This window comes from Aedoeadaptatus acetigenes, assembly GCF_025566985.1.
Lineage (GTDB): Bacteria > Bacillota > Clostridia > Tissierellales > Peptoniphilaceae > Aedoeadaptatus > Aedoeadaptatus acetigenes.
In genome coordinates this window covers 9,930-34,526 of the sequence record NZ_JAOQJD010000011.1, presented here as the reverse complement: position 1 = coordinate 34,526, position 24,597 = coordinate 9,930, and the positions used below count along the sequence as shown (strand labels likewise).

General features: G+C 49.7%; 25 protein-coding genes. 6 read left to right on the top strand and 19 right to left on the bottom strand.

Going from position 1 to position 24,597, the window contains the following annotated elements:
* Positions 1-33: 33 nt before the first annotated feature.
* The 18 genes from OCV31_RS07115 to OCV31_RS07030 all read right to left on the bottom strand — a co-directional run bounded on the left by OCV31_RS07115 (position 34) and on the right by OCV31_RS07030 (position 18,609).
* Entirely contained in the window at positions 34-1,263 is a 1,230-nt protein-coding gene (locus OCV31_RS07115; RefSeq protein WP_148473821.1) for a methionine gamma-lyase family protein, read from the bottom strand.
* Positions 1,232-2,170: a tRNA (adenosine(37)-N6)-dimethylallyltransferase MiaA gene (gene miaA / locus OCV31_RS07110; RefSeq protein ID WP_148473819.1), complete on the bottom strand. Its 939-nt coding sequence runs from the start codon at positions 2,168-2,170 to the stop codon at positions 1,232-1,234. Before miaA ends, OCV31_RS07115 begins: the two co-directional genes overlap by 32 nt.
* Complete coding sequence (mutL, locus tag OCV31_RS07105; RefSeq protein ID WP_267303863.1) at positions 2,167-4,017, bottom strand: DNA mismatch repair endonuclease MutL; 1,851 nt, start codon at positions 4,015-4,017, stop codon at positions 2,167-2,169. The genes miaA and mutL overlap by 4 nt, the downstream gene beginning before the upstream one ends.
* Positions 4,010-6,571 (bottom strand): DNA mismatch repair protein MutS, encoded by a 2,562-nt coding sequence (gene mutS / locus OCV31_RS07100; protein WP_148473814.1) that lies wholly within the window; start codon positions 6,569-6,571, stop codon positions 4,010-4,012. The genes mutL and mutS overlap by 8 nt, the downstream gene beginning before the upstream one ends.
* Positions 6,558-7,934 (bottom strand): tRNA (N6-isopentenyl adenosine(37)-C2)-methylthiotransferase MiaB, encoded by a 1,377-nt coding sequence (gene miaB / locus OCV31_RS07095; protein ID WP_148473812.1) that lies wholly within the window; start codon positions 7,932-7,934, stop codon positions 6,558-6,560. The genes mutS and miaB overlap by 14 nt, the downstream gene beginning before the upstream one ends.
* A gap of 96 nt (positions 7,935-8,030) precedes the next feature.
* Positions 8,031-8,576, bottom strand: a complete 546-nt coding sequence (locus tag OCV31_RS07090) for a rubrerythrin family protein (RefSeq protein ID WP_148473810.1) — start codon at positions 8,574-8,576, stop codon at positions 8,031-8,033.
* Between the two features lie 96 nt (positions 8,577-8,672).
* Positions 8,673-9,740 (bottom strand): peptide chain release factor 1, encoded by a 1,068-nt coding sequence (prfA, locus tag OCV31_RS07085; RefSeq protein WP_148473808.1) that lies wholly within the window; start codon positions 9,738-9,740, stop codon positions 8,673-8,675.
* Positions 9,733-10,557 carry a peptide chain release factor N(5)-glutamine methyltransferase gene (gene prmC, locus OCV31_RS07080; protein ID WP_148473806.1) on the bottom strand — a complete coding sequence of 275 codons (825 nt, stop codon included), beginning with the start codon at positions 10,555-10,557 and terminating at the stop codon, positions 9,733-9,735. The genes prfA and prmC overlap by 8 nt, the downstream gene beginning before the upstream one ends.
* A complete protein-coding gene (locus tag OCV31_RS07075; protein ID WP_148473804.1) occupies positions 10,548-11,474 on the bottom strand; it encodes a DUF1385 domain-containing protein in 927 nt (308 codons plus the stop codon). The genes prmC and OCV31_RS07075 overlap by 10 nt, the downstream gene beginning before the upstream one ends.
* A gap of 50 nt (positions 11,475-11,524) precedes the next feature.
* On the bottom strand, positions 11,525-11,725 hold the full coding sequence (gene rpmE, locus OCV31_RS07070) for a 50S ribosomal protein L31 (protein ID WP_108832136.1): 201 nt from the start codon (positions 11,723-11,725) through the stop codon (positions 11,525-11,527).
* 80 nt (positions 11,726-11,805) lie between these two features.
* Complete coding sequence (gene glpX / locus OCV31_RS07065) at positions 11,806-12,774, bottom strand: class II fructose-bisphosphatase (RefSeq protein ID WP_148473802.1); 969 nt, start codon at positions 12,772-12,774, stop codon at positions 11,806-11,808.
* Positions 12,767-13,423: a fructose-6-phosphate aldolase gene (gene fsa / locus OCV31_RS07060; RefSeq protein WP_148473800.1), complete on the bottom strand. Its 657-nt coding sequence runs from the start codon at positions 13,421-13,423 to the stop codon at positions 12,767-12,769. Before fsa ends, glpX begins: the two co-directional genes overlap by 8 nt.
* A complete protein-coding gene (locus OCV31_RS07055; protein WP_148473797.1) occupies positions 13,423-14,280 on the bottom strand; it encodes a class II fructose-1,6-bisphosphate aldolase in 858 nt (285 codons plus the stop codon). The genes fsa and OCV31_RS07055 overlap by 1 nt, the downstream gene beginning before the upstream one ends.
* Position 14,281: 1 nt before the next feature.
* Entirely contained in the window at positions 14,282-14,770 is a 489-nt protein-coding gene (gene ispF / locus OCV31_RS07050; protein ID WP_148473796.1) for a 2-C-methyl-D-erythritol 2,4-cyclodiphosphate synthase, read from the bottom strand.
* On the bottom strand, positions 14,767-15,468 hold the full coding sequence (gene ispD / locus OCV31_RS07045; protein ID WP_148473794.1) for a 2-C-methyl-D-erythritol 4-phosphate cytidylyltransferase: 702 nt from the start codon (positions 15,466-15,468) through the stop codon (positions 14,767-14,769). Before ispD ends, ispF begins: the two co-directional genes overlap by 4 nt.
* Positions 15,461-16,918, bottom strand: coding sequence for a peptidoglycan D,D-transpeptidase FtsI family protein (locus tag OCV31_RS07040; protein ID WP_267303862.1), 1,458 nt, complete (start codon positions 16,916-16,918; stop codon positions 15,461-15,463). Before OCV31_RS07040 ends, ispD begins: the two co-directional genes overlap by 8 nt.
* A complete protein-coding gene (locus OCV31_RS07035) occupies positions 16,896-18,167 on the bottom strand; it encodes an FtsW/RodA/SpoVE family cell cycle protein (protein ID WP_108832142.1) in 1,272 nt (423 codons plus the stop codon). Before OCV31_RS07035 ends, OCV31_RS07040 begins: the two co-directional genes overlap by 23 nt.
* 4 nt (positions 18,168-18,171) lie before the next feature.
* Positions 18,172-18,609, bottom strand: coding sequence for an FHA domain-containing protein (locus tag OCV31_RS07030; RefSeq protein WP_108832143.1), 438 nt, complete (start codon positions 18,607-18,609; stop codon positions 18,172-18,174).
* A gap of 131 nt (positions 18,610-18,740) precedes the next feature.
* Here OCV31_RS07030 and OCV31_RS07025 point away from each other — a divergent pair, with 131 nt between their 5' ends.
* The 5 genes from OCV31_RS07025 (at position 18,741) to OCV31_RS07005 (ending at position 22,563) form a co-directional block, all read left to right on the top strand.
* The gene (locus OCV31_RS07025) at positions 18,741-19,343 is read left to right on the top strand and encodes a regulatory protein RecX (protein WP_267303861.1); all 603 of its coding nucleotides are present in this window, start codon (positions 18,741-18,743) and stop codon (positions 19,341-19,343) included.
* Positions 19,331-19,615, top strand: coding sequence for a GIY-YIG nuclease family protein (locus OCV31_RS07020; RefSeq protein ID WP_148473788.1), 285 nt, complete (start codon positions 19,331-19,333; stop codon positions 19,613-19,615). Before OCV31_RS07025 ends, OCV31_RS07020 begins: the two co-directional genes overlap by 13 nt.
* A complete protein-coding gene (locus OCV31_RS07015) occupies positions 19,596-20,384 on the top strand; it encodes a threonine/serine exporter family protein (protein ID WP_148473786.1) in 789 nt (262 codons plus the stop codon). The genes OCV31_RS07020 and OCV31_RS07015 overlap by 20 nt, the downstream gene beginning before the upstream one ends.
* A 1-nt stretch (position 20,385) precedes the next feature.
* A complete protein-coding gene (locus tag OCV31_RS07010) occupies positions 20,386-20,865 on the top strand; it encodes a threonine/serine exporter family protein (protein WP_267303860.1) in 480 nt (159 codons plus the stop codon).
* Positions 20,866-21,027: 162 nt separating this feature from the next.
* On the top strand, positions 21,028-22,563 hold the full coding sequence (locus OCV31_RS07005) for an IS1182 family transposase (protein ID WP_148473784.1): 1,536 nt from the start codon (positions 21,028-21,030) through the stop codon (positions 22,561-22,563).
* On the opposite strand, the gene OCV31_RS07000 is transcribed toward OCV31_RS07005, so the two are convergent.
* On the bottom strand, positions 22,518-23,792 hold the full coding sequence (locus OCV31_RS07000) for an ISL3 family transposase (protein ID WP_148473782.1): 1,275 nt from the start codon (positions 23,790-23,792) through the stop codon (positions 22,518-22,520). The two genes, OCV31_RS07005 and OCV31_RS07000, sit on opposite strands and share 46 nt — an antisense overlap.
* A 170-nt stretch (positions 23,793-23,962) precedes the next feature.
* Here OCV31_RS07000 and OCV31_RS06995 point away from each other — a divergent pair.
* A partial coding sequence (locus tag OCV31_RS06995) for a transposase (RefSeq protein WP_148473895.1) occupies positions 23,963-24,597 on the top strand: 635 nt, incomplete at its 3' end.

The following is a 24,597-nucleotide window of genomic DNA, read 5'->3' as shown; positions in this document are numbered from 1 at the left end:
GCTTCCGTCACTGCGGAAGGCATCGGGGTTTCTTTATGCCTTTTGATCGAGGGCGTCAAGTACCTGAATCAGGGCGAGTTTTATGTGTTCGTAAGTAAGGCCGCCTTGGAAATACACGCGGTAGGGCGCGCGCATGGGACCGTCGGCAGACAATTCGATGCTGCTTCCTTCGATAAAGCCGCCCGCCGCCATAATGACCTGATCTTCGTAGCCGGGCATATCCCAGGGATAGGGCGTAACATGGGAATCCACCGGCGAGGCCGCCTGAATAGCGCGGCAAAAACGCACGAGATTTTCCGGCGTCTCTAAGGCAATGGATTGGACGATGTCGCTTCTCGGATCCGTGGATGCAGGGATGCAGTCGTAGCCCATGGTTTCGAATGTTTTCGCAAAGAGCATGGCGCCTTTTATGCACTGGGCCACGCGATGGGGCGCGAGAAACAGGCCCATTAAGGTGTTTCGGGTTTGCCCGAAGGAGAGGCCGCATTCCTTGCCGATGCCCGGCGCCGTCAGTTCCGCCGCCACTCGCTCGATGATTTCTTCGCTTCCGACGACGTAGCCGCCGGATAGACTCAGGCCGCCACCGGGATTCTTTATGAGGGAGCCCGCCATAACATCGACGCCGATTTCCGTGGGCTCGATTTTTTCCGTAAATTCGCCGTAGCAATTATCGAGAAAAATTATGCCGTCGTAGCTTTTTCTGATTTCTTCCACCGCTCGCTTGATTTCATCGACGGTAAAGGCCCGTCGATCGGAATAGCCGGTGGAGCGCTGCATAATCACAAGATCCGCGTCATGGGACACGAAATCGCTAATGGCTTCGTAATCCATGGCGCCATCATCTTTTAAAGGAAGCTCCCGATAACCGATACCTTCAGATTTCAAGTTCCCCGGCGCATTCCCGGCGGTGCCCAACACTTTGTGCAAGGTGTCGTAGGGAGAGCCGGAAACGGAGGCGATGGTATCTCTCGCCTTCGTCAAGGCTTTTATAGTGAGGGCGATGGCGTGGGTGCCGGAAACCATATTGGGCCGCACCAATGCGTCTTCCGTGTGAAAGAGTGCGGCGTAAACGGCCTCCACCTTTTCCCTGCCTACATCCCCGTAGCCGTAGCCGGTCGCCCAGTTGAAATCCGCCGACGCCAATCGTACGGATTGCAGAGCCTTTAATACTTTTTCCTGATTAAATAAACAAATCTCATCCAGTGCAGCAAAGGGTTCTTGAAGGCTCGCTTCAATCGCCATTAAATCCGCGATCTGTACCATATTTTTCTCTCTCCAGTTCTAAAATCTTCTCAAGTGCCGCATCTTTCGTCAATTCAGACATGGGAATGAACACCGCATCTTCTTCCTTGCGAAACCAGGTCATCTGCCGCTTGGCAAAATTTCTGGAATGTTGTTGGATTTTTTCGATGGCAGTGGCTTCATCCCACTCCCCTTTTATATACTTCACCACTTCTTTGTAGCCGATGGATCCCATAGGCTTCACATCGCCGCCGTAGACCCTATAGAGCTCTTCCACTTCATCGTAGAGCCCCGCCTCCACCATTTTCAGTACGCGGCGGTTAATTCGATCGTAAAGCGCGTCCCGCTCCCAATCCAACACGATGTACAGCGGATCGACGCCTTTGCGCTTTTTCCGTAGTTGCTCTGTTTCCACATGGCCGGATTCGATTCGTTCCAGGGCGCGAATGACGCGGCGGGGATTGTTTAAATCCACGGCCTCCGCCATGGTCGCGTCCTTCTCCTTCAATAAAGCCACCATATATTCGAGTCCCCGTCGATTATAAAGATTGTTGAGTTCCTTTCGACGTTCGGTTGAAGGCTTTTCGGAAAAGTCCAAATCGTAAATTAAGCTGTGAATGTAAAGGGCCGTTCCCCCGCAGACGATGGGAATCTTTCCCGCGCGCCACAGATCTTCAAAAATCGGCGCGGCGGCTTCGTAAAAATCGGCGGCGGAATAAAATTCGTGAGGATCTTTTATGTCGATAAGATGGTGGACAATGCCCTCCGTCTCCTCCGGCGTAATCTTTCCGCTACCGATCGTAAAACCGCGGTAAACCTGCACGGAATCCGCGGAAATGATCTCCGTATGGAGTTTTTTAGCGAGGGCCACGGAAAGGTCGGATTTCCCGGAACCGGTGGGCCCGGTAATTAATATGAGCGGTTTCATAGTCCCTCCCTTAAAAACAGTTTTTCGAAGGCGCGTTTTTCCACGTGAATCATGGTCGGGCGCCCGTGCGGACAGGTAAAGGGCGTGTCCGCGTCGTTTAATTCCTCGAGAAGGGCGTAGGCTTCTTTTTCGGAAATGGTATCTCCTGCTTTAATGGCGCTTCTGCATGCGAGGCGCATGATTTTATAAATGTTTTGCTCTTTCACATTGACGCCCTCGTTCAATAGATGAATGGAGTCCAAAAAGAATTGCCGAAAATCGTCGATTAATATATGCTCCGGCACCTCGCGAATCACGATGTCTTGCTCGCCGAAGACTTCGGGATAAATACCGAGGCGTTCATAGTCGGCCATATGTGTTACCACGGCGTGCATTTCCTCGGGACTCAGGTGCATGGTAATGGGCGCGAGAAGGAGCTGGGTCGCCACGGCCCGTTCACGAATTTTTTTGCTGTAACGTTCGTAAAGAATTCGCTCGTGGGCCGCGTGCTGATCCACCACGAGGACGCGGTGATCCTTCTTGTTTTCAAAAAGCACGTAGGTTTTGAACACTACGGCCAAAAATTGGTAAAGACTTACATCAAGGGGCTGCACTTTTTCCGTCGCTTCCGCTTCTGTTTCTATATCAATTCTTTCTGTATCGGGGGAAGATTCCGTAAGCGAGGGCTCTGTTTTATCCCCGTACACTTTTTTATCTTCCGCCGCAAGGGCCACGCGATCGGAGTAGTCAAATTCCGGCACTTTCGGCTTCTCTCTTTCGATCTTTCGTTCTCTGCTCAACTCAAAGATTGTTTTTTCCGGTACCGGCGCTTCCGCTTTTTTCGTATCTTCATTTAGGGCATCGATCGAAGGAATCTCCCGCTTAGGCAGAAGTTTCTCTTCCGCCAAACGCTCCAAAATCGTCGTCAGTTGATTTTCATTGGACAGACGAATTGTTTGCTTCTGCGGGTGAATATTCACATCGATTAAGATGGGGTCGATGGTAATGTAGAGGACGTAGACCGGATAGTGGTTCAAGGGAATTAAGGAACGATACACCTTTCGAATGGCCCGGGCGATGTCGTTGCTCTTGACGCCGCGGCCATTTACGAACAGAAATTCCCGATCCGGCGTCGCCCGGTGGAGCAAGTTATTGCCGATAAAGCCTTCGATTTTGTAAGATTCCGTATCGAAGGAAATAGGCAGGAGATTTTTTGCAATGTCCTTTCCGAGAATGGAATAGATATGATTGATCTTGTCGTCGGAGACTTTCGAATGGAGCAAGGTCTTTTGATTGCGGGATAGGTGGATGGAGACGTCCTGATGGCTCAAAGCCAATAGTTCCACCACTTCGACGATGCGGCGAATTTCTTTCGTCGTAGTGTTTAAAAATTTCTTTCTCACCGGGGTGTTGTAAAAAATATCCCGCACGATCATCGTCGTGCCTACCGGTGCGCCCACGGGCTCCCCTCGGGATACGACTCCTTTTTCCACGGTAAATCGGTAGGCGAAGTCGCTCTCGGCCGTTTTCGTCACGCATTCCATTTGGCTGATATTGGCGATGCTTGCCAATGCCTCGCCGCGAAAGCCCAAGCTCGTAATCATATCTAAATCGGAAATGGTACGAAGCTTTGATGTGGCGTGGCGGGAAAATGCCTTGGTAATCTGGCTTTTTTCGATGCCGTCGCCATTGTCGGCGATACGAATTTCGTCTAAAAGATTATCCGATAAGCGAATGCTGATTCGATCGGCATTTGCGTCGATGGCATTTTCAACCAATTCCTTAATGATGGAGGCGGGATTTTCGATGATTTCGCCCGCAGCGATTTGAGAAATGGTCTGATCGCTTAATGCATAAATTTCACGCATCGGCATCCTCCTTTAAGGCTTCGAGAAGCATCAGGGCTTCTAAGGGCGTCGTTTGATTGATGTCGATGGATCGAATTTTTTCCCGCAATGGATCCGGCCCCTTGTCGGCGACGACGACATCGTTTCTTACAGATTCTACGGCTTTTCCACGGCCGTCGGATTCCAAATGATCGAGAACATTTCGCGCCCGCTCGATGACCTCGTCTTTTACACCGGCAAGCTTCGCCACGTCGATACCGAAGGAGTAATTGCTTTGGCCGACAATAATTTTCCTTAAAAAGCGGATCTCGTCGTCCACCTCTTCCGTGGCTACGGTCACATTCAAAATGCCGTCGTAGCGATTTTCCAGTTCCGTGAGTTCGAAATAGTGGGTGGCAAAGAGGGTCTTCGCGCGCACTTCTTTGTAAATGTATTCGATAATGGACCAGGCGATGGAAAGGCCGTCGTAGGTGCTGGTGCCCCTGCCCACTTCGTCGAAGAGAATCAAGGAACGCGCCGTGGCGAGGCGCAAAATTTCCGCCACCTCCGTCATCTCGACCATAAAAGTGGACTGGCCCCGCGTCAGGTAATCGGAGGCGCCGATCCGCGTAAAGATTTGATCAACCATGGGCAGATTCGCCTCTTCCGCCGGCACGAAGGAACCGATTTGGGCCATAATCTGAATCAAAGCTACTTGGCGCATGTAGGTGGATTTGCCTGCCATATTGGGTCCAGTGATAATCTGGAGAAGGACCTTCTCGTCGTCTAAATAGGTGTCGTTGGGAATATAGGGCTCATCCATGGTGCGCTCCACCACAGGATGGCGACCGTCTTTAATAAAGAGCACACCGCCGTCGTTGAAGCGGGGCCGGCGGTAATTGTATCGCTCCGCCACCTCGGCCAGAGCACAAGCCACGTCCAGTTTCTGTATGGCTTCGGACAAATGCTGAATGGACGGAAGCTTCGTTGCGATGCGCCTTTCAATGGCCTCCAAAAGCTCCAATTGCCGCTCCAGTGCGCGCTCTTTTCCGTGGAGGATCTCCTCTTCCCTATTTTTCAACTCTTCGGTGAAAAATCGTTCGCTGCCCACGAGGGTCTGTTTTCGGATAAAATGCTCCGGCGCCTGATCCACATAGGATTTCGACACCTCGAAAAAATAACCCAGTATTTTATTGTACTTTATTCGCAGATTCTTAATGCCGCTGGCTTCACGCTCTTTTTCTTCCAGCTGCAAAATCCATTGCTTGCCGCTTTCGGAAAGAGCGAAGAGTCGGTCCAACTCCTCGTCCACGCCATGGGCCATAAAGCGCTGTTCCCGATAGTTTGCCGGCAACTCGTCGATAAAAATTTCCCGCAACTGATCCGAAATCTCTTCCATGAGATCCACGCCGTCAAAAATTTTAAGGAGAGCTTCGTTCTCCGCCTTCTTGAGAAGCCGAACAATCAGCTGCACCGCCTCTAAACTCTTTACGAGTCGCTCAATTTGTTTCGGCGTCATGGTCTCGTTGGCGATGTATATGGACAGGCGGTCGATGTCGTAGATCGCCGCCAGCTGCTCCTGCAAATCGTCGAACAAAATCCGGTCGCCGTGAAGGGAGTCGATGCGATCGTAGCGTTCATTTAGCGCCTTTTCATCCATTAACGGGCGCAAGATGGACGTGCGCAAATAGCGGCTCCCCATTTTCGTCTTGCAACGATCCAAAATGGCGTAGAGGGAGTGTTCCTTTTGATTGTCGTGGTTGTTGTTCACGAGCTCCAAATTGCGAATGGTGGTTTCGGAAAGATCCATAACAGCGTCGTGATCCTCACGGGCGGAGATGTGAAGGTGGGTCTGTCTGCGATGCTGCGTCGCTTCCAGATAAGCCAGTAAATTGGCGAGGGCGACGCTGTCGTAGTCGATTTCCCGATTCAGTTCTTTGTAAGACGCTAAAATTTCGCGATGGTCCCGAGACACTTCGCCATTCTTTAAAACATCGTAGCGTTTCGCCAGTTTTCGAATTGTGGCCTTTTCCGAAAAAGCACGATCATAGAGAATCTCCGCCGGACGGTAAAGGGAAAACTGCTTTTCGAGAAAACTTTCGGTTTCCCGCTTGTCCCAGCAGACTTTTCGGTCCATGTATACTTTTCCCGCCGGATAATCGCAATGCGCCAGCTCCACGATCTTTCCCTCCCGGGCGATGCTCGTAAGAATGCGGCTCTCCTCCCCTTCATCTTCGTCGATAAAGGTGCCGGGGGTGACGACCTTCGTGACTTCTCTTTTCACCAGGCCCTTGGCTTGTTTCGGATCCTCCACCTGATCGCAAATGCTCACGGAATGGCCCATTTTCACCAGGCGCTTTATATATTGATTGGCCACGCGATAGGGCACGCCGCACATGGGGATCTTTTCATCCAACCCGCCGCTTTTTTTTGTGAGCGTCAAATCCAAAAGATCGGAAACGACGATGGCGTCGTTAAAGAAGAGCTCGTAAAAATCCCCGAGGCGATAAAATAAAAAAGCATCGGGGTTTTCATTTTTTGTTTCGACGTAGTGGCGCATGGCCGGCGTTAATTTTTCGAAATCACTGCTTTCCATGAACGATTTCTCCTTCTAAAGAGAATGTATTGCCTCCTGTAATTTTCACCGGCACCATTTTGCCGATGGAATCCGCATCGTATGGCGCGTGGACCAGTTTGAATCCGGCGGTCCGTCCGCTCATTTTCGTCGGATCGTTTTTACTTACCGATTCAAACAGCACCTCTTGCACCGTGCCGTGCAGGGCTTCATACTTTTCTCGTTGAATGGTATAAACCGCATCTAGAAGGCGTTGGAACCGCGCGTCCTTCACGTCCTTCGGCACTTGATTTTCCATTTTATCGGCGCGGGTGCCTTCCCGTCTCGAATAAATAAAGGTAAAGGCGTTGTCGTATTTAACACGCTTCACCAAATCCAAAGTGTCTTCGAAATCTTCTTCCGTCTCGCCGGGAAAACCAACCATAATATCCGTGGAAAGAGAAATATCCGGACGAACGGCGCGCACTTTGTCGATCAGTGTAAAGTAATCTTCTCGGGTGTAATGACGATTCATCATCTTCAACACGCGATTCGAACCGGATTGCACAGGGAGATGTAGGTAATTTGCGAGCTTCGGCAGATCCTTGTAACAGGCAATTAAATCATCGGACATATCCTTCGGATGGGAGGTAGTAAAGTGGATGCGCTCAATCCCCTCCACCTCGTGTACCATGCGCAGAAGCTCGGCAAATGTGATTTTTTCCTCTAGATTTTTTCCGTAGGAGTTCACATTTTGCCCCAACAGAGTCACTTCGTTGACCCCGTCCGCCACGAGGTTTTTAATTTCGTCTAAAATATCTTCCGGTTCCCGAGAGACCTCGCGGCCACGGGTATAGGGCACGATGCAATAGGTGCAGAAATTATTGCAGCCGTAGACGATATTCACGTAGGCCGCATTTCCGGCCGTTCGAGAATAAATTTGATTGTCGAAATTCGTATAGCTTTCGTCAATATCCACCACGGCGTTTTTCTTGTCGTCGCTTTCCAAAATCAGCTGAGGCAGACGGTAGATGTTGTTCGTGCCGAAGACGATGTCCACGTGGTTAAACGTGTTCAGCACATAATCTCTGGATTCCTTTCGCTGCATCATGCAACCGCAGACGGCCACTTTTAAATCTTTGTTTTGCTTCTTAATATGCTTTAAGCGACCGATGTGCCCGATTACCTTGTCTTCCGCGCTGTGGCGAACGGAACAGGTATTGATAATCGCCAGGTCCGCTTCTTCTTCCCGATCGATCTCTTTAAAGCCCATGGTATTTAATAATGTTTTTATTTTTTCCGAATCGTGTTCGTTCATTTGACAGCCGTGGGTGGTAATGACGTAGGTTTCACCGCCGTGGACTTCCTTTACACGTTCGATTAAATGTTGAAATTTTTCTTCCATGCTTACTCCTTTGATTAACAGTTCTTCTCATTATACCATAGTTGAAATCGAAATTTTGGGCATGAAAAAAGACACCCGAAGATGTCTTTTTTGTTCTTAGTAAGCGACAAATGCCTTGGATTTGGTGTGGCAGATCGGGCATTCTTCTTCGCTTGCATCAAAGGTGATGTAGCCGCATACGGGGCAGAGAAGAATGTCTTTTACGTCTAAATCCTTGCCTGCGTCGACTGCTTTTTTCGCTTCTTCGTAGCGAACGGCGTGGATTTTTTCAGCTTCGATGGCATAACGCATGGCTTTGACAGCTTCGTCTTCGCCTTGCATCTTAGCTACTTCGATAAATGCGGGATACATTTCGGTAAATTCGAAAGTTTCACCGTCGATACCTTTTTGAAGGTTTTCGGAAGTGCTGCCGATACCGAAACCGGCCATGCTGGTGACGGCGAAGTCACCGTGAATGTCTTTCAGGGCTTTGAAGTGCAGATTGCCGTGAACGCGTTCAGCTTCAGCGGTGCAGTTGAAGAGACGTTCAACATTGGGGAAGCCTTCCTTGCCGGCAGCTTTTGCCCAAATACCGTAGCGGACGTGTGCTTGGCTTTCGCCGCCGAATGCGCTTCTTAAGTTGTCTTGTGTCATTGCGTGCATAATAATGCCTCCTTATATCATGTTGTTTCTTTGCCCCTTCATTATATCTTATAAATGATAATAAAACAAGCTTTCTTAATAATTAGGCTGGCTTTCTCAGTCGACGCTTTCGATTTTCGCCGCTTGATCCGCCGCCGTCAGAGCATCGATCAAATCGTCCAAATCCCCGTTGTTAATGTCGTCGATGCGGTGGCTCGTGTAGTTAATGCGGTGGTCGGTAACGCGGCCTTGAGGATAATTGTAAGTGCGAATCCGTTCGGAGCGGTCGCCGGAGCCGATTTGGGATTTCTTCTCCTTGCTCAGTTCATCTTCCTGCTTTTGCAGCTCTATGTCGTAAAGTTTCGCCTTCAAAATCTTAAAAGCCTTGTCTTTATTTTTCAACTGGCTCTTTTCATCTTGGCAACTAACGACGATCCCCGTGGGCTCGTGGGTTAAGCGTACGGCGGAGTCCGTGGTATTTACCGATTGACCGCCGTTTCCCGAGGAGCGGAACACGTCAACGCGAACGTCGTTGGGGTCGATTTCCACTTCCACATCGTCGATTTCAGGCATGACGATGACCGTAGCCGTGGACGTATGGATTCGGCCCGAGGATTCCGTTTCGGGCACCCGTTGCACGCGATGAACTCCCGATTCGTACTTCAGGCGAGAAAAAGCGCCCTTTCCCTGAATCAATAGAATCGCTTCCTTAAAGCCGCCGATGCCGTTTTCGTTGCTGGACATCATTTCGGTTTTCCAATTGTGATTGTCGGCGTAGTGAATGTATTGACGCACGAGGACGCCGGCGAACAGGGCGGCCTCGTCGCCGCCGGCGCCGCCGCGCACTTCCACGATGACGTTTTTGTCGTCGTTTTCATCTTTTGGAATCAAGAGAATTTTTAATTCTTCTACGATTTCTGCCAAATGCTCTTCTTCCATTTTCAGCTCTTCTTTTACGAGCTCCCGCATGTCGTCGTCCAGTTTCTCGTCGAACATGCTCTTGTTTTCGGCAATGGCCTCCGTCGTTTCCGTGTACTCTTTGTATTTTTTCACGATGGGCTCGATTTCCGCGTGTTCAATGGCCGTCTTTTGCAAGAGCTTGCTGTCGCTTTGAACTTTCGGATCCATCATCATCTCGTTCAGTTCATTGTAGCGATCTTCGTATACAGATAAATTTTCAAACATTTTCTAACCTCCCAAAAACGACGCGATCCAAGCCGCTGAAATCTATCTCGGAACCGATGGCCGAAAAATCATGGTCTTTCAGTAGTTTTTCTATATCTTTTCTCTGCTTCGCCCCGATTTCAAATACCAACCAGCCCCCGGGATTCAAAAACCGCGGCGCATCTTCGACGATCTTTCGGTAAAAATCCAAGCCGTCTTCGCCCCCTTCAAGGGCCAAATGGGGCTCGTAAAGGGCCACGCTCTCATCCAGTTCCCTCATTTCATCGGCAGTAATGTAGGGCGGATTGGAATAGATCACATCATAGGTGCCCTCTACGGAAGAAAAGAGATCGGATTGAATCAAATAAACATTCGAGGCTCCGTGCTTTTTTCTGTTAATTTCCGCGACATTCAGTGCGTCCGAGGAAATATCTGAGGCATCAATGATCGCCCGGGGATAAAGCCGCCCCAGAGTGATGGCCACGCAGCCGCTTCCAGTGCCAATTTCGAGGATGTGGGTCGCGCGAGGCGCCAGACGCAAAATAGATTCCACGCTTCTTTCCGTGTCGTAACGTGGAATTAAGACTCGCTCGTCTACATAGAAGGCCTCGCCGTAAAAATAAGCCTGTTTTAAAGCGTAGGCCATGGGCATGCCCCGCGCCATTTTTTCAACGGCAAGGCGCAGGCGTGAAACTTCGTCCTCGGAAAGATTTTTTTCCGGATTCATAAAAAGAGCTTTTTGATCCATCTGAAAGAGGCCGTCGAACAATTCGTAGGTCCTGCGCCGATCCCCTTTTAAGGCCGCACAAGCCTCTTCAAAGGCCGCCTTTACTTCCATAGATCACTTTCCCCTTCGGCGGGTAAGACCGCCTTTAAAGAGGCGATGCCCACTTCGATTTGGCTGTCGTCGGGCTCCCGCACGGTAAAATGCTTTTGAATCATCAGCCCCGGGTAGCGCAAAGCCATGGTAAGGGGCGTGTCGTATTTTCCCACCAGGCGATTGACTTCGTAACTTACACCTGCGATTAAGGGAAAGACTAAAAGACGCACGAGGACACGGCCTAAAAATGAGGGCCAGCCGAAGAAGGATAGAATGATCACCGAAAGGATCAGGACCATAAACAGAAAACTCGTGCCGCAGCGGGGATGGAGACGGGAATACTTCCTTACTTCCTCCACCTCCAGAGGCGCGCCGGCTTCGTAGCATGCGATCGACTTGTGTTCCGCGCCGTGGTATTCGAAGACGCGACCGATGTCTTTCTGCTTCGAAATCAATGCCATATAGGCAAAGAAGATACCGATTCGGAATACGCCCTCCACGAGGTTTAGCAAAACGGAACTTGTAATGTGCCGTTCAAAATACGTGGCCAGCACATTGGGAAGCACCATAAAAAATAAAACGGCTAAAAGAACAGAGAAACTTACGGTAACGATCTGCTCGATCTTTTCTCCGTGTTCCGGGAAATGTTTGGTGAAAAAGTCCTCTTCTTCGCCTTCCTCGTCTTCCCAAAAAGAAGCGGAATACATAATGGCGTCCACGCCGATGACCATGGCCTCGATTAATTTCACGGCGCCGCGAATAATCGGCCAATTTAAAAAGGGATATTTATCGGCAATGCTTTTGTTATTATCGACGCGCATGGCGATGTCGCCCCCGGGTTTTCTCACGGCATAGGCTGTCTTTGAAGGACCGCGCATCATGACTCCTTCGATGAGGGCCTGACCGCCGATGGTTGTCTTAAAGGATTCGTTCATATACGGTGAAACTCCTTAAAAAAAAGGGCCCGCTTTCACGGGCCGTCTTCTTATGATCTTTTGTACTTTTTGTTGAATTTATCAATACGTCCGCCCGTATCAGTAAACTTTTGACGTCCTGTGAAGAAAGGATGACATTCGGAACAAACTTCCACTTTTAAATCCTCTTTTACAGAGCCCGTCGTAAAGGTGTTGCCACAAGCGCAAGTGACCGTAGCTTCCTTATATTCGGGATGGATACCTTTTTTCATCTGTCCACACTCCTTTCTTTAAAAATTCATTTCGTATTACTAACTTTTATAGGATAGCATACTTTCTTCTTTTTGTCAATTTACTTTGCGTATTCCGGCTTGTGATTTAAGTCGTGAACGCTGTCGATAAAGCGAACGGTCTTCGACGGCAAACGCAAGACCAAAGATTGGGTCGTCGCTTTATTGCCCTTCATGTAACGCACGCCTTTAAGCAAATCGCCGTTGGATACGCCGGTGGCGGCAAAGATCACATCGTCGCCCTTGACGAGATCTTCGATGGTGTAGATTTTGTCGGGATCGGCTTTACTTTTTTCTACCCGCTCTCTTTGCGCGTCGTCGTAGGTGACGAGCTTCCCTTGAAGGTCGCCGCCCAGGCACTTTAAGGCAGCTGCCGCAATGACACCTTCCGGCGCACCGCCTATGCCCATAATCATATCAATACCGCTCTCTTCAAAGCAAGTATAAATTGCCGTAACGATGTCGCCGTCTTTAATTTTCTTGATTCGGGCACCGGTGGCGCGAATTTGTTTGATTAATTCGTCGTGACGCGGGCGATCCAAGACGGAAACGGTCATTTCTTCCGGCAACTTGCCGATGGCTTCGGAAACGCGGCGAATGTTGTTTTCCACAGTATCGTCCAGGCGGATGACGCCTTTCGCTTTCGGCCCTGCGGCGATTTTTTTCATATAAACATCCGGCGCATGCAAAAGGCAACCCTTCGGCGCCACGGCCACGACGGCGATGGCGTTGTTCATGCCGTTTGCGATGGCCGTCGTGCCGTCGATGGGATCCACGGCAATGTCCACTGCATCATCGGTCCTTTGGCCCGTGCCGATTTCTTCGCCGATGTAGAGCATGGGGGCTTCGTCGATTTCCCCCTCGCCGATGACGACTCTGCCTTTAATGTGTACCGTATCAAACATGCGGCGCATGGCATCCACCGCCGCGCCGTCGGCGCCGTTTTTGTCGCCTTTTCCCAAAAAGCGCGCACCGCTTAATGCGGCCGCTTCCGTAACCCGTGCTAAATTTAAACTGAGATCTCTATCCATTGACTCTCTTCGTCCCTTCAAAATCTTTGTTAAACTGTGCGATTCCCTTATCCGTCAACGGGTGCTTCAACATTTGATGAAACACCTTGTAGGGCACGGTTGCAATGTGGGCGCCGGCCTCAGCCGCTTTTTTCACGTGGAGCGGGTGGCGTATGCTCGCGGCAATCACTTCCGCCTCGTAGCCGTATAAATCCATAATTGAAACAATGCCACGGACCAATTCCATGCCGTCGTGACCGATGTCGTCCAGTCTGCCTAAGAAGGGACTGATAAACGAGGCGCCGGCCGCCAAGGCCAGGAGTGCCTGATTTTCGGAAAAGATTAAGGTGCAGTTGGTGGGAATGCCTTCCCCTTCCAGAACGCGAATGGCCTTTAATCCTTCTTCGTTCATGGGAACTTTTACCACGACATTTTCGTGAATGGCGGCGAGCTTTCTTCCTTCGGCAATCATTCCCTCCGCGTCCTCTGCAGTCACTTCGGCGCTAATGGGCCCGTCGACGATGGAGGCGATTTCTTCGATAACCTCTTCGAAGACCACGTCTTTTTCTTTCGCGATTAAAGACGGGTTCGTGGTGACGCCGTCCAAGATTCCCCAGGCTTCGATTTCCTTAATTTCGGAAATATTCGCCGTGTCGATGAAAAACTTCATTATTTCCAAGCCTTCCCGTCGCTGCCGAAGACTTTGATTTTTTCCTTTACCGTGTCGGTCATTGCCGCACGTGCCGGTTTTAAAATCTTTCTCGGGTCGATTTCGTCGGGGTTTTCTGCTACAAAGGCCTTGACGGCACCGGCAAAGCTGGCGCGAATGTCCGTGTCGATGTTGATCTTTCGAATCCCCGCTGCCACGGCTTTTTCTAGGGTGTCGTAGGGAACGCCGCTGGATCCGTGAAGGACCAAGGGAACGCTGACGACGCGGTCGATTTCTTTAATGCGGTCGATGTCCACTTTCGGCTCGCCCTTATAGACGCCGTGTGCCGTGCCGACGGCGATGGCCAGGGAGTCGACGCCGGTTTCTTCAACGAAGATCCGTGCTTCTTCCGGATCCGTGTAGGTGGCTTCTGCATCGGAGACGACGATTTGATCTTCCGTTCCGCCGATTTTTCCGATTTCGGCTTCTACGGATACGCCGACAGAGTGGGCGATTCGCACGATTTCTTTCGTGAGGCGAATATTTTCATCCAACTCATGTTTCGAGGCATCGATCATAACGGAAGTAAAGCCGCTGCGAATGCATTTCATGATTTCTTCGAAATCCGTGCCGTGATCCAAGTGCAGAGTCATGGGCACGTCGATTCGATCAGCGGTGGTTTTTACCAGAGAAGTAATGTAGTCGACGCCGGCGTATTTAATGGCTCCTTGAGACGCCTGCAAAATAACCGGTGCACGGAGATCATCCGCCGCTTGGGCAATGGCTTGAATGATTTCCATATTGTTTACATTGAAAGCGCCGACGGCATAGCCGTGTTCGTCTGCATGTTGTAAAATTTGTTTTCCCGTAACTAACATTTTATCGTCCTTTCTTTTCCGTAGGTTCCAATAGCACGACCGCCATGGCCGTCATGCCTTCTCCTCTTCCTTCATACCCCATTTTTTCGCTGGTCGTCGCTTTTACGGAAATTGCGCTCACATCTTTTTCGCACACTGCAGCAATGTTTTCGCGCATGGCGGGAATGTAGGGCGCCAGTTTCGGCTTTTGGGCGATTACCGTGGCATCGATGTTGCCGACGGCATAGCCCTCATCCTTGACGATGGCCATGACTTTTTTAAACATGCCCATGCTGGAAGCGTCTTTGTACGCGGGATCCGTGTCGGGAAAAAGCTTCCCGATGTCTCCCAAAGCCAAGGCGCCTAAAATGGCGTCTTCAATGGCGTGAATGAGCACGTCGGCGTCGCTGTGGCCCAAGAGGCCACGCTCGTAGGGAACTTCCACGCCACCGAGTATGAGTTTTCTGCCTTCGACGAGTTGATGGACGTCGTATCCGATTCCGATTCTCATGGGCTCTTCCTATCTGAATAAATGGCATCGGCAAAGATCAAATCTTCCGGTGTGGTGATTTTAATATTGTTGTAGGAACCTCGGATCAGCTGCACCTTCCGACCGGTTTTCTCCACGAGGGAGCAGTCGTCGGTTCCGTAATAACCTTCGTCAAATGCCTGTTCGTACGCGCGGACTAAAATTTCTTTTTCAAAGCCCTGAGGCGTTTGAATGGCGAAAAGCTTCGAGCGATCCGGTGTGACGGCGCTCCATAGGCCGTCTTCGCTGATTTTCACCGTGTCCTTCATGGGCGTCATTAAGCAGCAGGCGCCGCTGTTTTGAGCTCCTTGAATGACGGCGCGCACTTCTTCTTCCGTCACAAAGGGCCTGGCGCCGTCGTGGGTCAGAAGAATTCCGTCCCAGTTCTTCAGAAATTGAAGGCCCTGCCATATGGTGTCCTGACGCTCGTCGCCGCCGACGACGAGGTAAATGCTGTGGTTTAAATCCATGGCTTTTAAAATATCCCGCATCATGGCCTCTTCCCCTTCGCGAATCAAGAGGACGATAAAGGAAATTTCATCCATACCGTCGAAAATCTCGATGGTGTGTCGCACCATGGGCTTGCCGTGAATGGGCAAGTACTGCTTGTTTTGTTTTAAATTCATGCGCCGTCCCATGCCGGCGGCGGCGATCATGACGCATACCTCTCGATCAATCATCGTCCGACTCCGGAAGATCGTGGGCTTGATTAAAGTCGATATTGTTTAAGGCGTAGACGATAATGTCTCTGGCAATGGGGGCCGCCACGCTCCCGCCGGACTTGCCCGCCTGTTCGAGGATAACGGCGACGGCGATTTGGGGATCTTTCGCCGGCGCAAAGCCGATAAACCAAGCGTGGTTTTCGCCGGAGGCATTTTCCGCCGAACCGGTTTTCCCGGCTACTTGTGTGGAATTTAACGCGGCGCGTCTGCCCGTCCCGTCTTCTACGACGGAAATCATGTATTTCGTCAGTGTATTCGCAATATCCGGCGTCGTGGCTTCCGACAAGACCTTCGGCTCTTTCTCTTCAATGGCCGATCCCTTGGAGTCTTCCACTTCTTTTACTAAGATCGGCGCCATCATCTTGCCGTCATTGGCCACTGCAGAAGCCACCATAGCCATGTGCAGAGGCGTGGCCAAAACATCGCCCTGACCGATGGCCGATGCGGCCAAGGTGGTCTTCGGGAGATTCTTTTTGTAGTCGAATACGGAGACGGAAACAGGAAGATCGAAGGGAACTTTCGAATTGAAATAGAATTTATCCGCCGTGCCTCCCAATGTATCCTTCCCTAATTTGGATCCCTTGTCCACGAAATAGGTGTTAATGGATTTCGCTAAAGCTTCCCGAAGGTCTACGTTTCCGTACTGGGCTCCTTCGGCGTTTTTAAATTCCCGCCCGTCCACGACTTGGGATCCCGTGTCTTCGTAATTTAAGCCGATTCGGTCTTGCCCCAAAAGAGAGGCCGCCGTAATGACTTTAAAGGTGGAACCCGGCGGGTAGCGCCCGTTAATGGAGCGATTCAATAGGGCTCCGGACTCGTTTTTCTGTAAGGCATTCCAATCCTGCGCGATGGTCGAAGAATTAAAGTCCGGCAGAGAAACCATGGCGTACACTTCCCCGGTCTTCGGGTTCATGACTACGATGCTTCCCTTTTCCGTGTTTTCTTCCAAGAGCTCTCGCGCCTTGGATTGCACTTGGGTGTCGATGGTAAGGATCAGCGAATTGCCGTCTTGTTTTTTCGAGCGAATCATATCCGAAATCGCCTTTAAAGTGCGATTGCCGTTGCGATTCAGCAGGTAGTCGTTATAGGACGACTCCAAACCGCTTTTGCCCAAGGAGGGATGGCAATAGCCGATAATATGGGAATACAAAATGGGATAGGCATACTCCCTGCGGTAATTTCCCGCCTCGCCCTTGGACGTGGCCAAGACTTCCCCGTTGCGGTCGTAAATGTCGCCGCGCTTAATCTGCGCCTCTTCGATATAGCCCCGCCGATTGGCAGGATTGCGCTTCACTTCCTCGGCCTGGAAAAAATAGAAATAGGTTAGATAAATAATGCAACTTAGAAATAAAAGGACCAAACCGGCGAGCAAAAAAATGATGCGTTTATTTTCCGAATGCTTCATCATTCACCTCGCCTTTCATAATTTCCCGCTCATACTTCCACGACAAATCTTCCGACGCCACTTGCAAAATGCCCAGGGCAATAAAGCTGGACAGAATGGAGCTGCCGCCGTAGGACATAAAGGGAAGGGTGATCCCGGTCATGGGGATCAGCTTCGTTACGCCGCCGATGTTTAAGAAGGCCTGGACGGAAATTAACACCGTGGCCGATATGGCGAGCATGCGATAGAATTTATACTCTTGTTCCAAGGCGATCTTAATGCCCCGGTAAATTAACAGAATGTACAAGAGAATAATTGCGAAGCCGGCAAACAGACCCATTTCCTCGCAAATGACGGGAAAAATAAAGTCCGACACGGCCACGGGAATCAGCTCCGGATGGCCGAAGCCGATGCCTGCGCCGAAAAATCCGCCTTCGGCAATGGCGAAGAGGGCTTGCACGATTTGCCTTCCGGCCCCGTACACGTAGCTCCAGGGATCAAGCCAAATGTCGATCCTGGTACGCACGTGGCCGAAGAGGAAGTAGCCCACAACACTTCCTAAAGCCAAGAGCGCAAGATTCACGAAAAAGGCCTTGATGTCCGGGTCGTAAACGAATTGGATGGCGATGTACATGGCCATAAATAACACGGCCGTACCCAAATCCCGTTGAATAAACAGAAGCAATACGAAAAAGTAAATAATCGCCATAATAATATAGCTGGTATAGGGATACTTCTTGTATTTTTCGTAATTGCAGTAAAAACTGCCTAAGATAAACATGAGTAGGATCTTAATGAACTCCGTCGGTTGGAAGACGATGGATGATCCGATACTGAGCCAGTTTCTCGCGCCCCGCACCGTATTGCCGAAAACGATCGTCGATAAAAACAGCAGGACGCTGATCAAAAGAGCCAGCGAGCCGTAGCGCTCCACATGGGGCACGACGCGCACGACGAAATAGGTGGCGTAAAAAAACAATACCCCGATAAATGCCCATTGAAGTTGTCTAATGCCCGTCTCCGGCTGAATGCGGAAAATCGTGATGACACCGATGGTCAAGAGGAGGGATACGATTAAAAATATATAATTATCGCCGGTGGTAATTTTCCCCAGGATAAAGTTTGAAATGTAGATAACAAAAATGAGACCGCCCGTTAAAAACAACAATTGGCGATCCAAATGGCCTTCGTAGGTATAAAAAACCAAGGCGATGGCCAATATTTCAAAAATGAGCAGTAAGTCTCGCGGTCGTCTGAACAGTTTATTATCCACAAAATCACCTACTTTGATCGACAAACAGGAATTGAATAAAGCCCACGCCGATGCGGTCGCCATTTGTCAATTCCGTTTTCTCGTAAAGGGTTTGACCATTTAAAAACGTGCCGTTGGCGCTGTTTAAGTCGCGAATATAGTAATGGCCGTTTTCCTTTTCAATAATCAAATGATTTTTTGAAACAAAACTGTCCTTAATGACGATGTCATTTTTACTGCTTCGCCCTAATTTCGTCGCGCCTCGGAGCACGTAGTATTCTTGCATTTTAAAATTCAGTGAATCCAGTCGATTCACTACTTTTAAGTACGCTTCATCCTTGCCGATGTCCATGGATTGCATGGATCGAATATCCAAATAAATCATACGAATGATCGTAAAAATAAACAGGTATATGATTAGAATGAAGATGTATTTAAATATCTGTGAAAGTATGGCAATCATCCTGCACCTCATCTCAATTTTACATAAATACTATCACAGCAACGGTCCGTTTTCAACGTTTCCGCCGCCTCAATGATCCGAATCATCGAGAAGAAATTTCAAATATATGTTAAAATAAGGCGGTGATGCCTATGAAGATTTTAAAGATAAAAAAAGAGGGCCAGCACTATTTGATCTACCTTTCCGACGAGGAGACCCTGGCGCTGAAAGAATCAGTGTTCGTGCGCCACAATTTATATAAGGGAAAAGACCTGGATGAAGAGGACGTGGCGGCCATTGCCTTCGACAGCGCGCGGCAAGAGGGAATCGACTTGGCTTTAAAGAAATTGACGAACCGAAAGACGGAGCAGGAGATTCGCGAACTTTTAATCGACGCAAAATTGAGCGAACAGGTGATCGACGAGGTCGTGGCTTACTTAAGCGAATACGGATTTTTAGATGACGAGGCCTACGCTCTCTTATTCAGTCGGGACAAGCGCAACATTAACGGCTACGGCCCGGTGAAAATCGCCTACGCCCTGCGCAGAAAAGGGATCGACGACGAATGCATCGCCCGTGGGCTGGAGGAATACACGACGGATTCGGAAAAAGAGTTGATTCAATCCATTGTGGAAAAGAAATACCTTCGCGGCGGCGAATTAAATAAGTCGTGGGAAAAGATCGTGCGCTTTCTTCTCTCCCGCGGCTTTCACTACGACGCCGTGAAAGACGTATTGAGCCAATGGAAAAATTGAAAAAACACTACGTCTACATCCTTCGCTGTGCAGACGACACCCTATACACGGGCTACACCACGGATCCGGCCAGGCGCCTCGAGGAACACAACCGGGGAGTCGGCGCCAAGTACACCCGCGCCCGCCTGCCCGTCGATCTCGTGTATGTGGAAGAAGGTGCGGACAAGTCTTGGGGGCTACGCCGGGAGGCTGCCATTAAAAAGTTGCGCCGCAAAGATAAATTGGAATTAATAATGAAAGCAGGTGATAAGCATGGAAAAACTTCACGTTAATGATTTAAATGAAGCTAAAAATGTTATTAATCTGGCCATGATTACGGGCCAAATGCTTATAAAAAACGGTGCGGAAATCTACCGCGCCGAGGATACCATAGAGCGTATGTGTGCCGGCGTGGAAGAAATTCGCGAGGTGGAGGTTTTCGGCCTGAGTTCAGCCATTTTTGTCTCTGCACAATACACGGGCGAAACCATTACCATGTTTAAAGACATCGAATCTCAAGGTGTCCACCTGTCTCGTATCGATGCCCTGAATTCTTTTTCCAGGCGATTCGTCGCCGGAGAATTTTCTCTGGAAGATGCGAAAAAAGAGCTCTTATCGATCTCTACATTAGAAAAGTGTCCCATTCCTATGGCCATGTTCTTTACCGGCCTATGCAGTGCGTCTTTTGCCATTATGTTCGGAGGCGATTGGATCGACTTCGGCTACACTTTTTTCGTCGGAGCGATTTTAAGCTTTTGCATGCGCTTCACCTCCCGCTACTCCATTTCTTTCTTTACCGAAAGCTTTATCGGGACCATGGTGGTTTCCATACTCGCCCTTATCGGCGCATCCGCAACGGATCGGCTACACATGGACATGATTATTATCGGATCCATTATGCCCTTGGTGCCAGGGATGCAGATTACCAATTCACTACGGGATATCATCAGCGGGGACTTCCTCTCCGGCATGATCGGGATCACAAAGGGAATCTTTGTCGCCCTCGCCATCGCCCTCGGCGTAGGACTTATCTTAAATGTACAGAAAATTATAGGAGGCTGATATGGCAATTTCAAAGTTAATCCTTATGTTTATCGCCTCTGTCGGATCGACGATCGGCTACGCCATTCCGGTGGAAGCACCGAAGCGATCCCTGATTCCCGCCGCCTTAAGCAGCGGTTTCGCCTATTTCGTCTATTTGAAAATTTTGGATTTTAACGGCAGTGCCGCCTTCGGCGCCTTTATCGCCGCGTTGATTATGGGTACCTTGGGTGAATTTTTATCCCGACACTACAAAATGCCCGCGACGATTTTCGTTCTGCCTCAATTAATTACCCTCGTGCCCGGCGGCGGCATGTACTACACCATGAGCTATTTGATTCAGGACAATATGGAATCCTTCGTCCGGGAAGGCGTCAATACTTTTTCCATCGCCGTGGCTCTTTCCTTGGGCATTGCCGCATCCAGTTTGTTTTCCCGCTCCTTAAGAGCCTTCAAAAAACGTTCCGTACACAATACCAAGCCGATGTTTCACAAGTATTAATCTCTCGAATTTATCCCGTAAACGCAAAAATCCATGCCTTGCAGCATGGATTCAGAGTGATGACAAAGGGAGGGAGAATCATCCGATTCACCCTTCCTTTTTTTGTGTCATCAAACAGCATTCGCCTCAATTATAGTAAAATAGAGAAAAAAGGAGGTTGCTATGCTGCACAAAGAAGACAAGAAAAAAGTAGAACAAATTCAAATGATTGCTCTGGATCAACTCGTGCCGGCAGATCATCTTTTGCGAAAAATTGACCGTTACGTGGACTTCGACTTCATCTATGACCTGGTGGAAGACCTTTACTGCCCAGACAACGGCCGACCCAGCATCGACCCCGTGGTTCTCATTAAACTCGTCTTCCTTCAACACCTTTATGGCATTCGCAGCATGCGCCAAACCATCAAAGAAGTCGAAGTCAACCTGGCCTATCGTTGGTTCTTGGGACTCGACTTCTACGATAAAATCCCCCACTTCACCACCTTTGGGCAAAACTACCGTCGGCGTTTTCAAGACACCGACCTATTCGAGTCCATCTTTACCAACATCCTTCAACAAGCGATGGACCAAGGCTTCGTCGACACACGCCTCCAATTCGTCGATGCCACCCACGTCAAAGCCCATGCCAATCGCCACAAAAACAAAAAAGCCGTGGTGAAAAAACACGTGCGAAGCTACCAACAACAGCTTGAAAAAGAAATTGCCGACGATCGAAACGCACACGGAAAAGACGACCTCAAACCACCGAAAAATCCGCCCACCGATACCACCACCGTCACCCAATCCACCACCGATCCCGAAAGCGGCCTCTTTCACAAAGGCGAGCACAAAGAAGTCTTTGCCTACACCATCCAAACCGCCTGCGACGCGCACGGATGGATCCTCGCCTGCCAAAGCTTTCCCGGCAACCGCCACGACAGCAGCACCTTCTTCGACTTCCTTCCCAAACTCCAAACTTTAAAACCAGAAAAACTCGTCATGGACGCCGGCTACAAAACCCCGGCCATCGCCAAAACCCTCCTTGAAAAAGACATCCTGCCCGTCTTCCCCTACACCCGGCCCAAACACAAACCGGCCCTCGACGACCCCTACTACAAGCGCGACTTCGTCTACGACGCCTACTACGACTGTTACCTCTGCCCGGAAGAAACCATCCTCTCCTACAGCACCACGACACGTGAAGGCTACCGCGAATACAAAAGCAATCCAAAAATCTGCAAAAACTGTCCTACCCTTCACCGTTGCACCGCCAGCAAAAACCATCAAAAAACCGTTACTCGCCACCTCTGGCAAGACGCCCTGGACGTCGCGGAAGACTACCGCTACACCACCCAAGGAAAAGCAGAATACAAACAACGCAAAGAAACCATCGAACGGCAATTCGGCAGCGCGAAAGAATACCATGGCCTACGTTACACCAACCAGCGTGGACGAAAGAAAATGGATCTAAAAGCGGTGCTGACCTTTGCATGCATGAACATGAAAAAACTGGCACTGATGATGGATCGAAGAGAGCGGGACGGAGGAGGCGACGGCCCTTCTTTTACTGATTTATGGAGAAAATGGATTGACAACATAAAAAAGGTTCTATGTCAACCATTGGGGAGTCTAGTGAAAACTAGGCTCCTTTTTGTTTTCCTAAAAGCCATTCATCACCGGTCTTTTGAACAGACGAAAAGCAGTTTTGTTCGGAAATGATGAAAGTTACGCATCCCAAAAGCGACGCGCTTCACGGTCTTGATCTTGTTGTGCGTTCCTTCCACGTAGCCGTTACTCCACGGGTAATCAAAGCTGTTGGTAATCTCATCGAACCAGTTTTTGTAGGCGCGCAAGCAGTAGCGCCACTCCTTTAGCCCGCCTTTCTTTGCCTCTTCCATCCACTTTGAAAGAGCGGTGGCGGCGGTTTCTTTGTCGTTCTGAGAAAGGACGTAGGTGTAAAAGCCTTCTTTTAAGATGTAGGCGGTTCGAATGGCGTCGCTCTTTTCGAGCATGGTGGCGACGAGACCTTTTTCCGCCTCTGTAAGGTCTTTAGCCGGCTTTTTCAGTAGACTGCGGCTTCGTTTAAACCATTTTCTTTCCGTCGCCGTCATCCGTTTCTGTTCCTGCTTCCGCACATTTTCCAAGGCCCAATGGACTTGACGGATGAAATGGTAGCGGTCGATGACATGGGTACTTTGTGGAAAGAAAGCCTCTTTCACGCCTTTAAAGGTGCCGCACATATCGCTGACAAAGATTTCGACGCCACGTCGTTCCGCTCGATCAATGGAAGAGAAATAAGCGGCTAAATCCTTGCCGTAGCGCGTCGGAAGGATATCGATGATTCGATGGGCCTCTCCATCGGCCAAGGTGGTCTGGTACTTGCTTCCGCCACTATCGCCCTTAAATTCGTCGATGCAAAAGACGCGAGGCAGCCGTTGACGGGGCACAAACAGACAAGCCACGATACGGAAAATACTCGTCGTTGAAATGCCCACTTCCCGCGCCAACTCCGACACAGAACGAATATCCCGAAAAGCATCCACCACATAAGCAATTAAACGCTTTGTCATCTGCTTGCCCTTGGCGGCAAAGGAAAGAGGTGCCTCAAAGCGCGCCCCGCAATCCTTGCAATCATACCGTGTCTTCTTAACCCGCAGAAGCACGTGCTTTCGGCGCATCGGTGCGTCCCGAAGCACTTGCTCCCGGTGATCGTGGACCCAAGCGTGGGTCGAGCCACAGTGAGGACAAACCCGATCATAAACGGGTTTGCAGTCAATGGTAATGAGCCGTCTTTCTTCTAAAACAGCGGTAACCTCGACGTCTTGGATTCCTAAAAGTAATGTGGTAATATTGTTTTGCACTTGTTTGACCCCCTTTATTATTTTGTGGTGATTTAATTTTAGGCGATAGGGAAAACAAGTGCTATCTTTTTGCACAAAAATATCCATTGAGGAGCTTACTCCCCAATGGATATTATAGAGCCTAAAAAAACGGCCTCGCGCCGTTTCAGAGTGATGACAAAGGGAGGGAGAATCACCCGATTCACCCTCCCTTTTTGTGTCTTAAAACCGCTTTAAGCCACTCATCTATAGTAAAATAGAAACAACAGGAGGTTGCTATGCTGTACAAAGAAGACAAGAAAAAAGTAGAACAAATTCAAATGATCGCTCTGGATCAACTCGTGCCGGCAGATCATCTTTTGTGGAAAATCGATCGTTACGTGGACTTCGACTTCATCTATGATCTTGTTGAAGACCTTTACTGCCCAGACAACGGCAGGCCCAGCATCGACCCCGTGGTTCTCATTAAACTCGTCTTCCTTCAACACCTTTATGGCATTCGCAGCATGCGCCAAACCATCAAAGAAGTCGAAGTCAACCTGGCCTATCGTTGGTTCTTGGGACTCGACTTCTACGATAAAATCCCCCACTTCACCACCTTTGGGCAAAACTACCGTCGGCGTTTTCAAGACACCGACCTATTCGAGTCCATCTTTACCAACATCCTTCAACAAGCGATGGATCAAGGCTTCGTCGACACACGCCTCCAATTCGTCGATGCCACCCACGTCAAAGCCCATGCCAATCGCCACAAAAACAAAAAAGCCGTGGTGAAAAAACACGTGCGAAGCTACCAACAACAGCTTGAAAAAGAAATTGCCGACGATCGAAACGCACACGGAAAAGACGACCTCAAACCACCGAAAAATCCGCCCACCGATACCACCACCATCACCCAATCCACCACCGATCC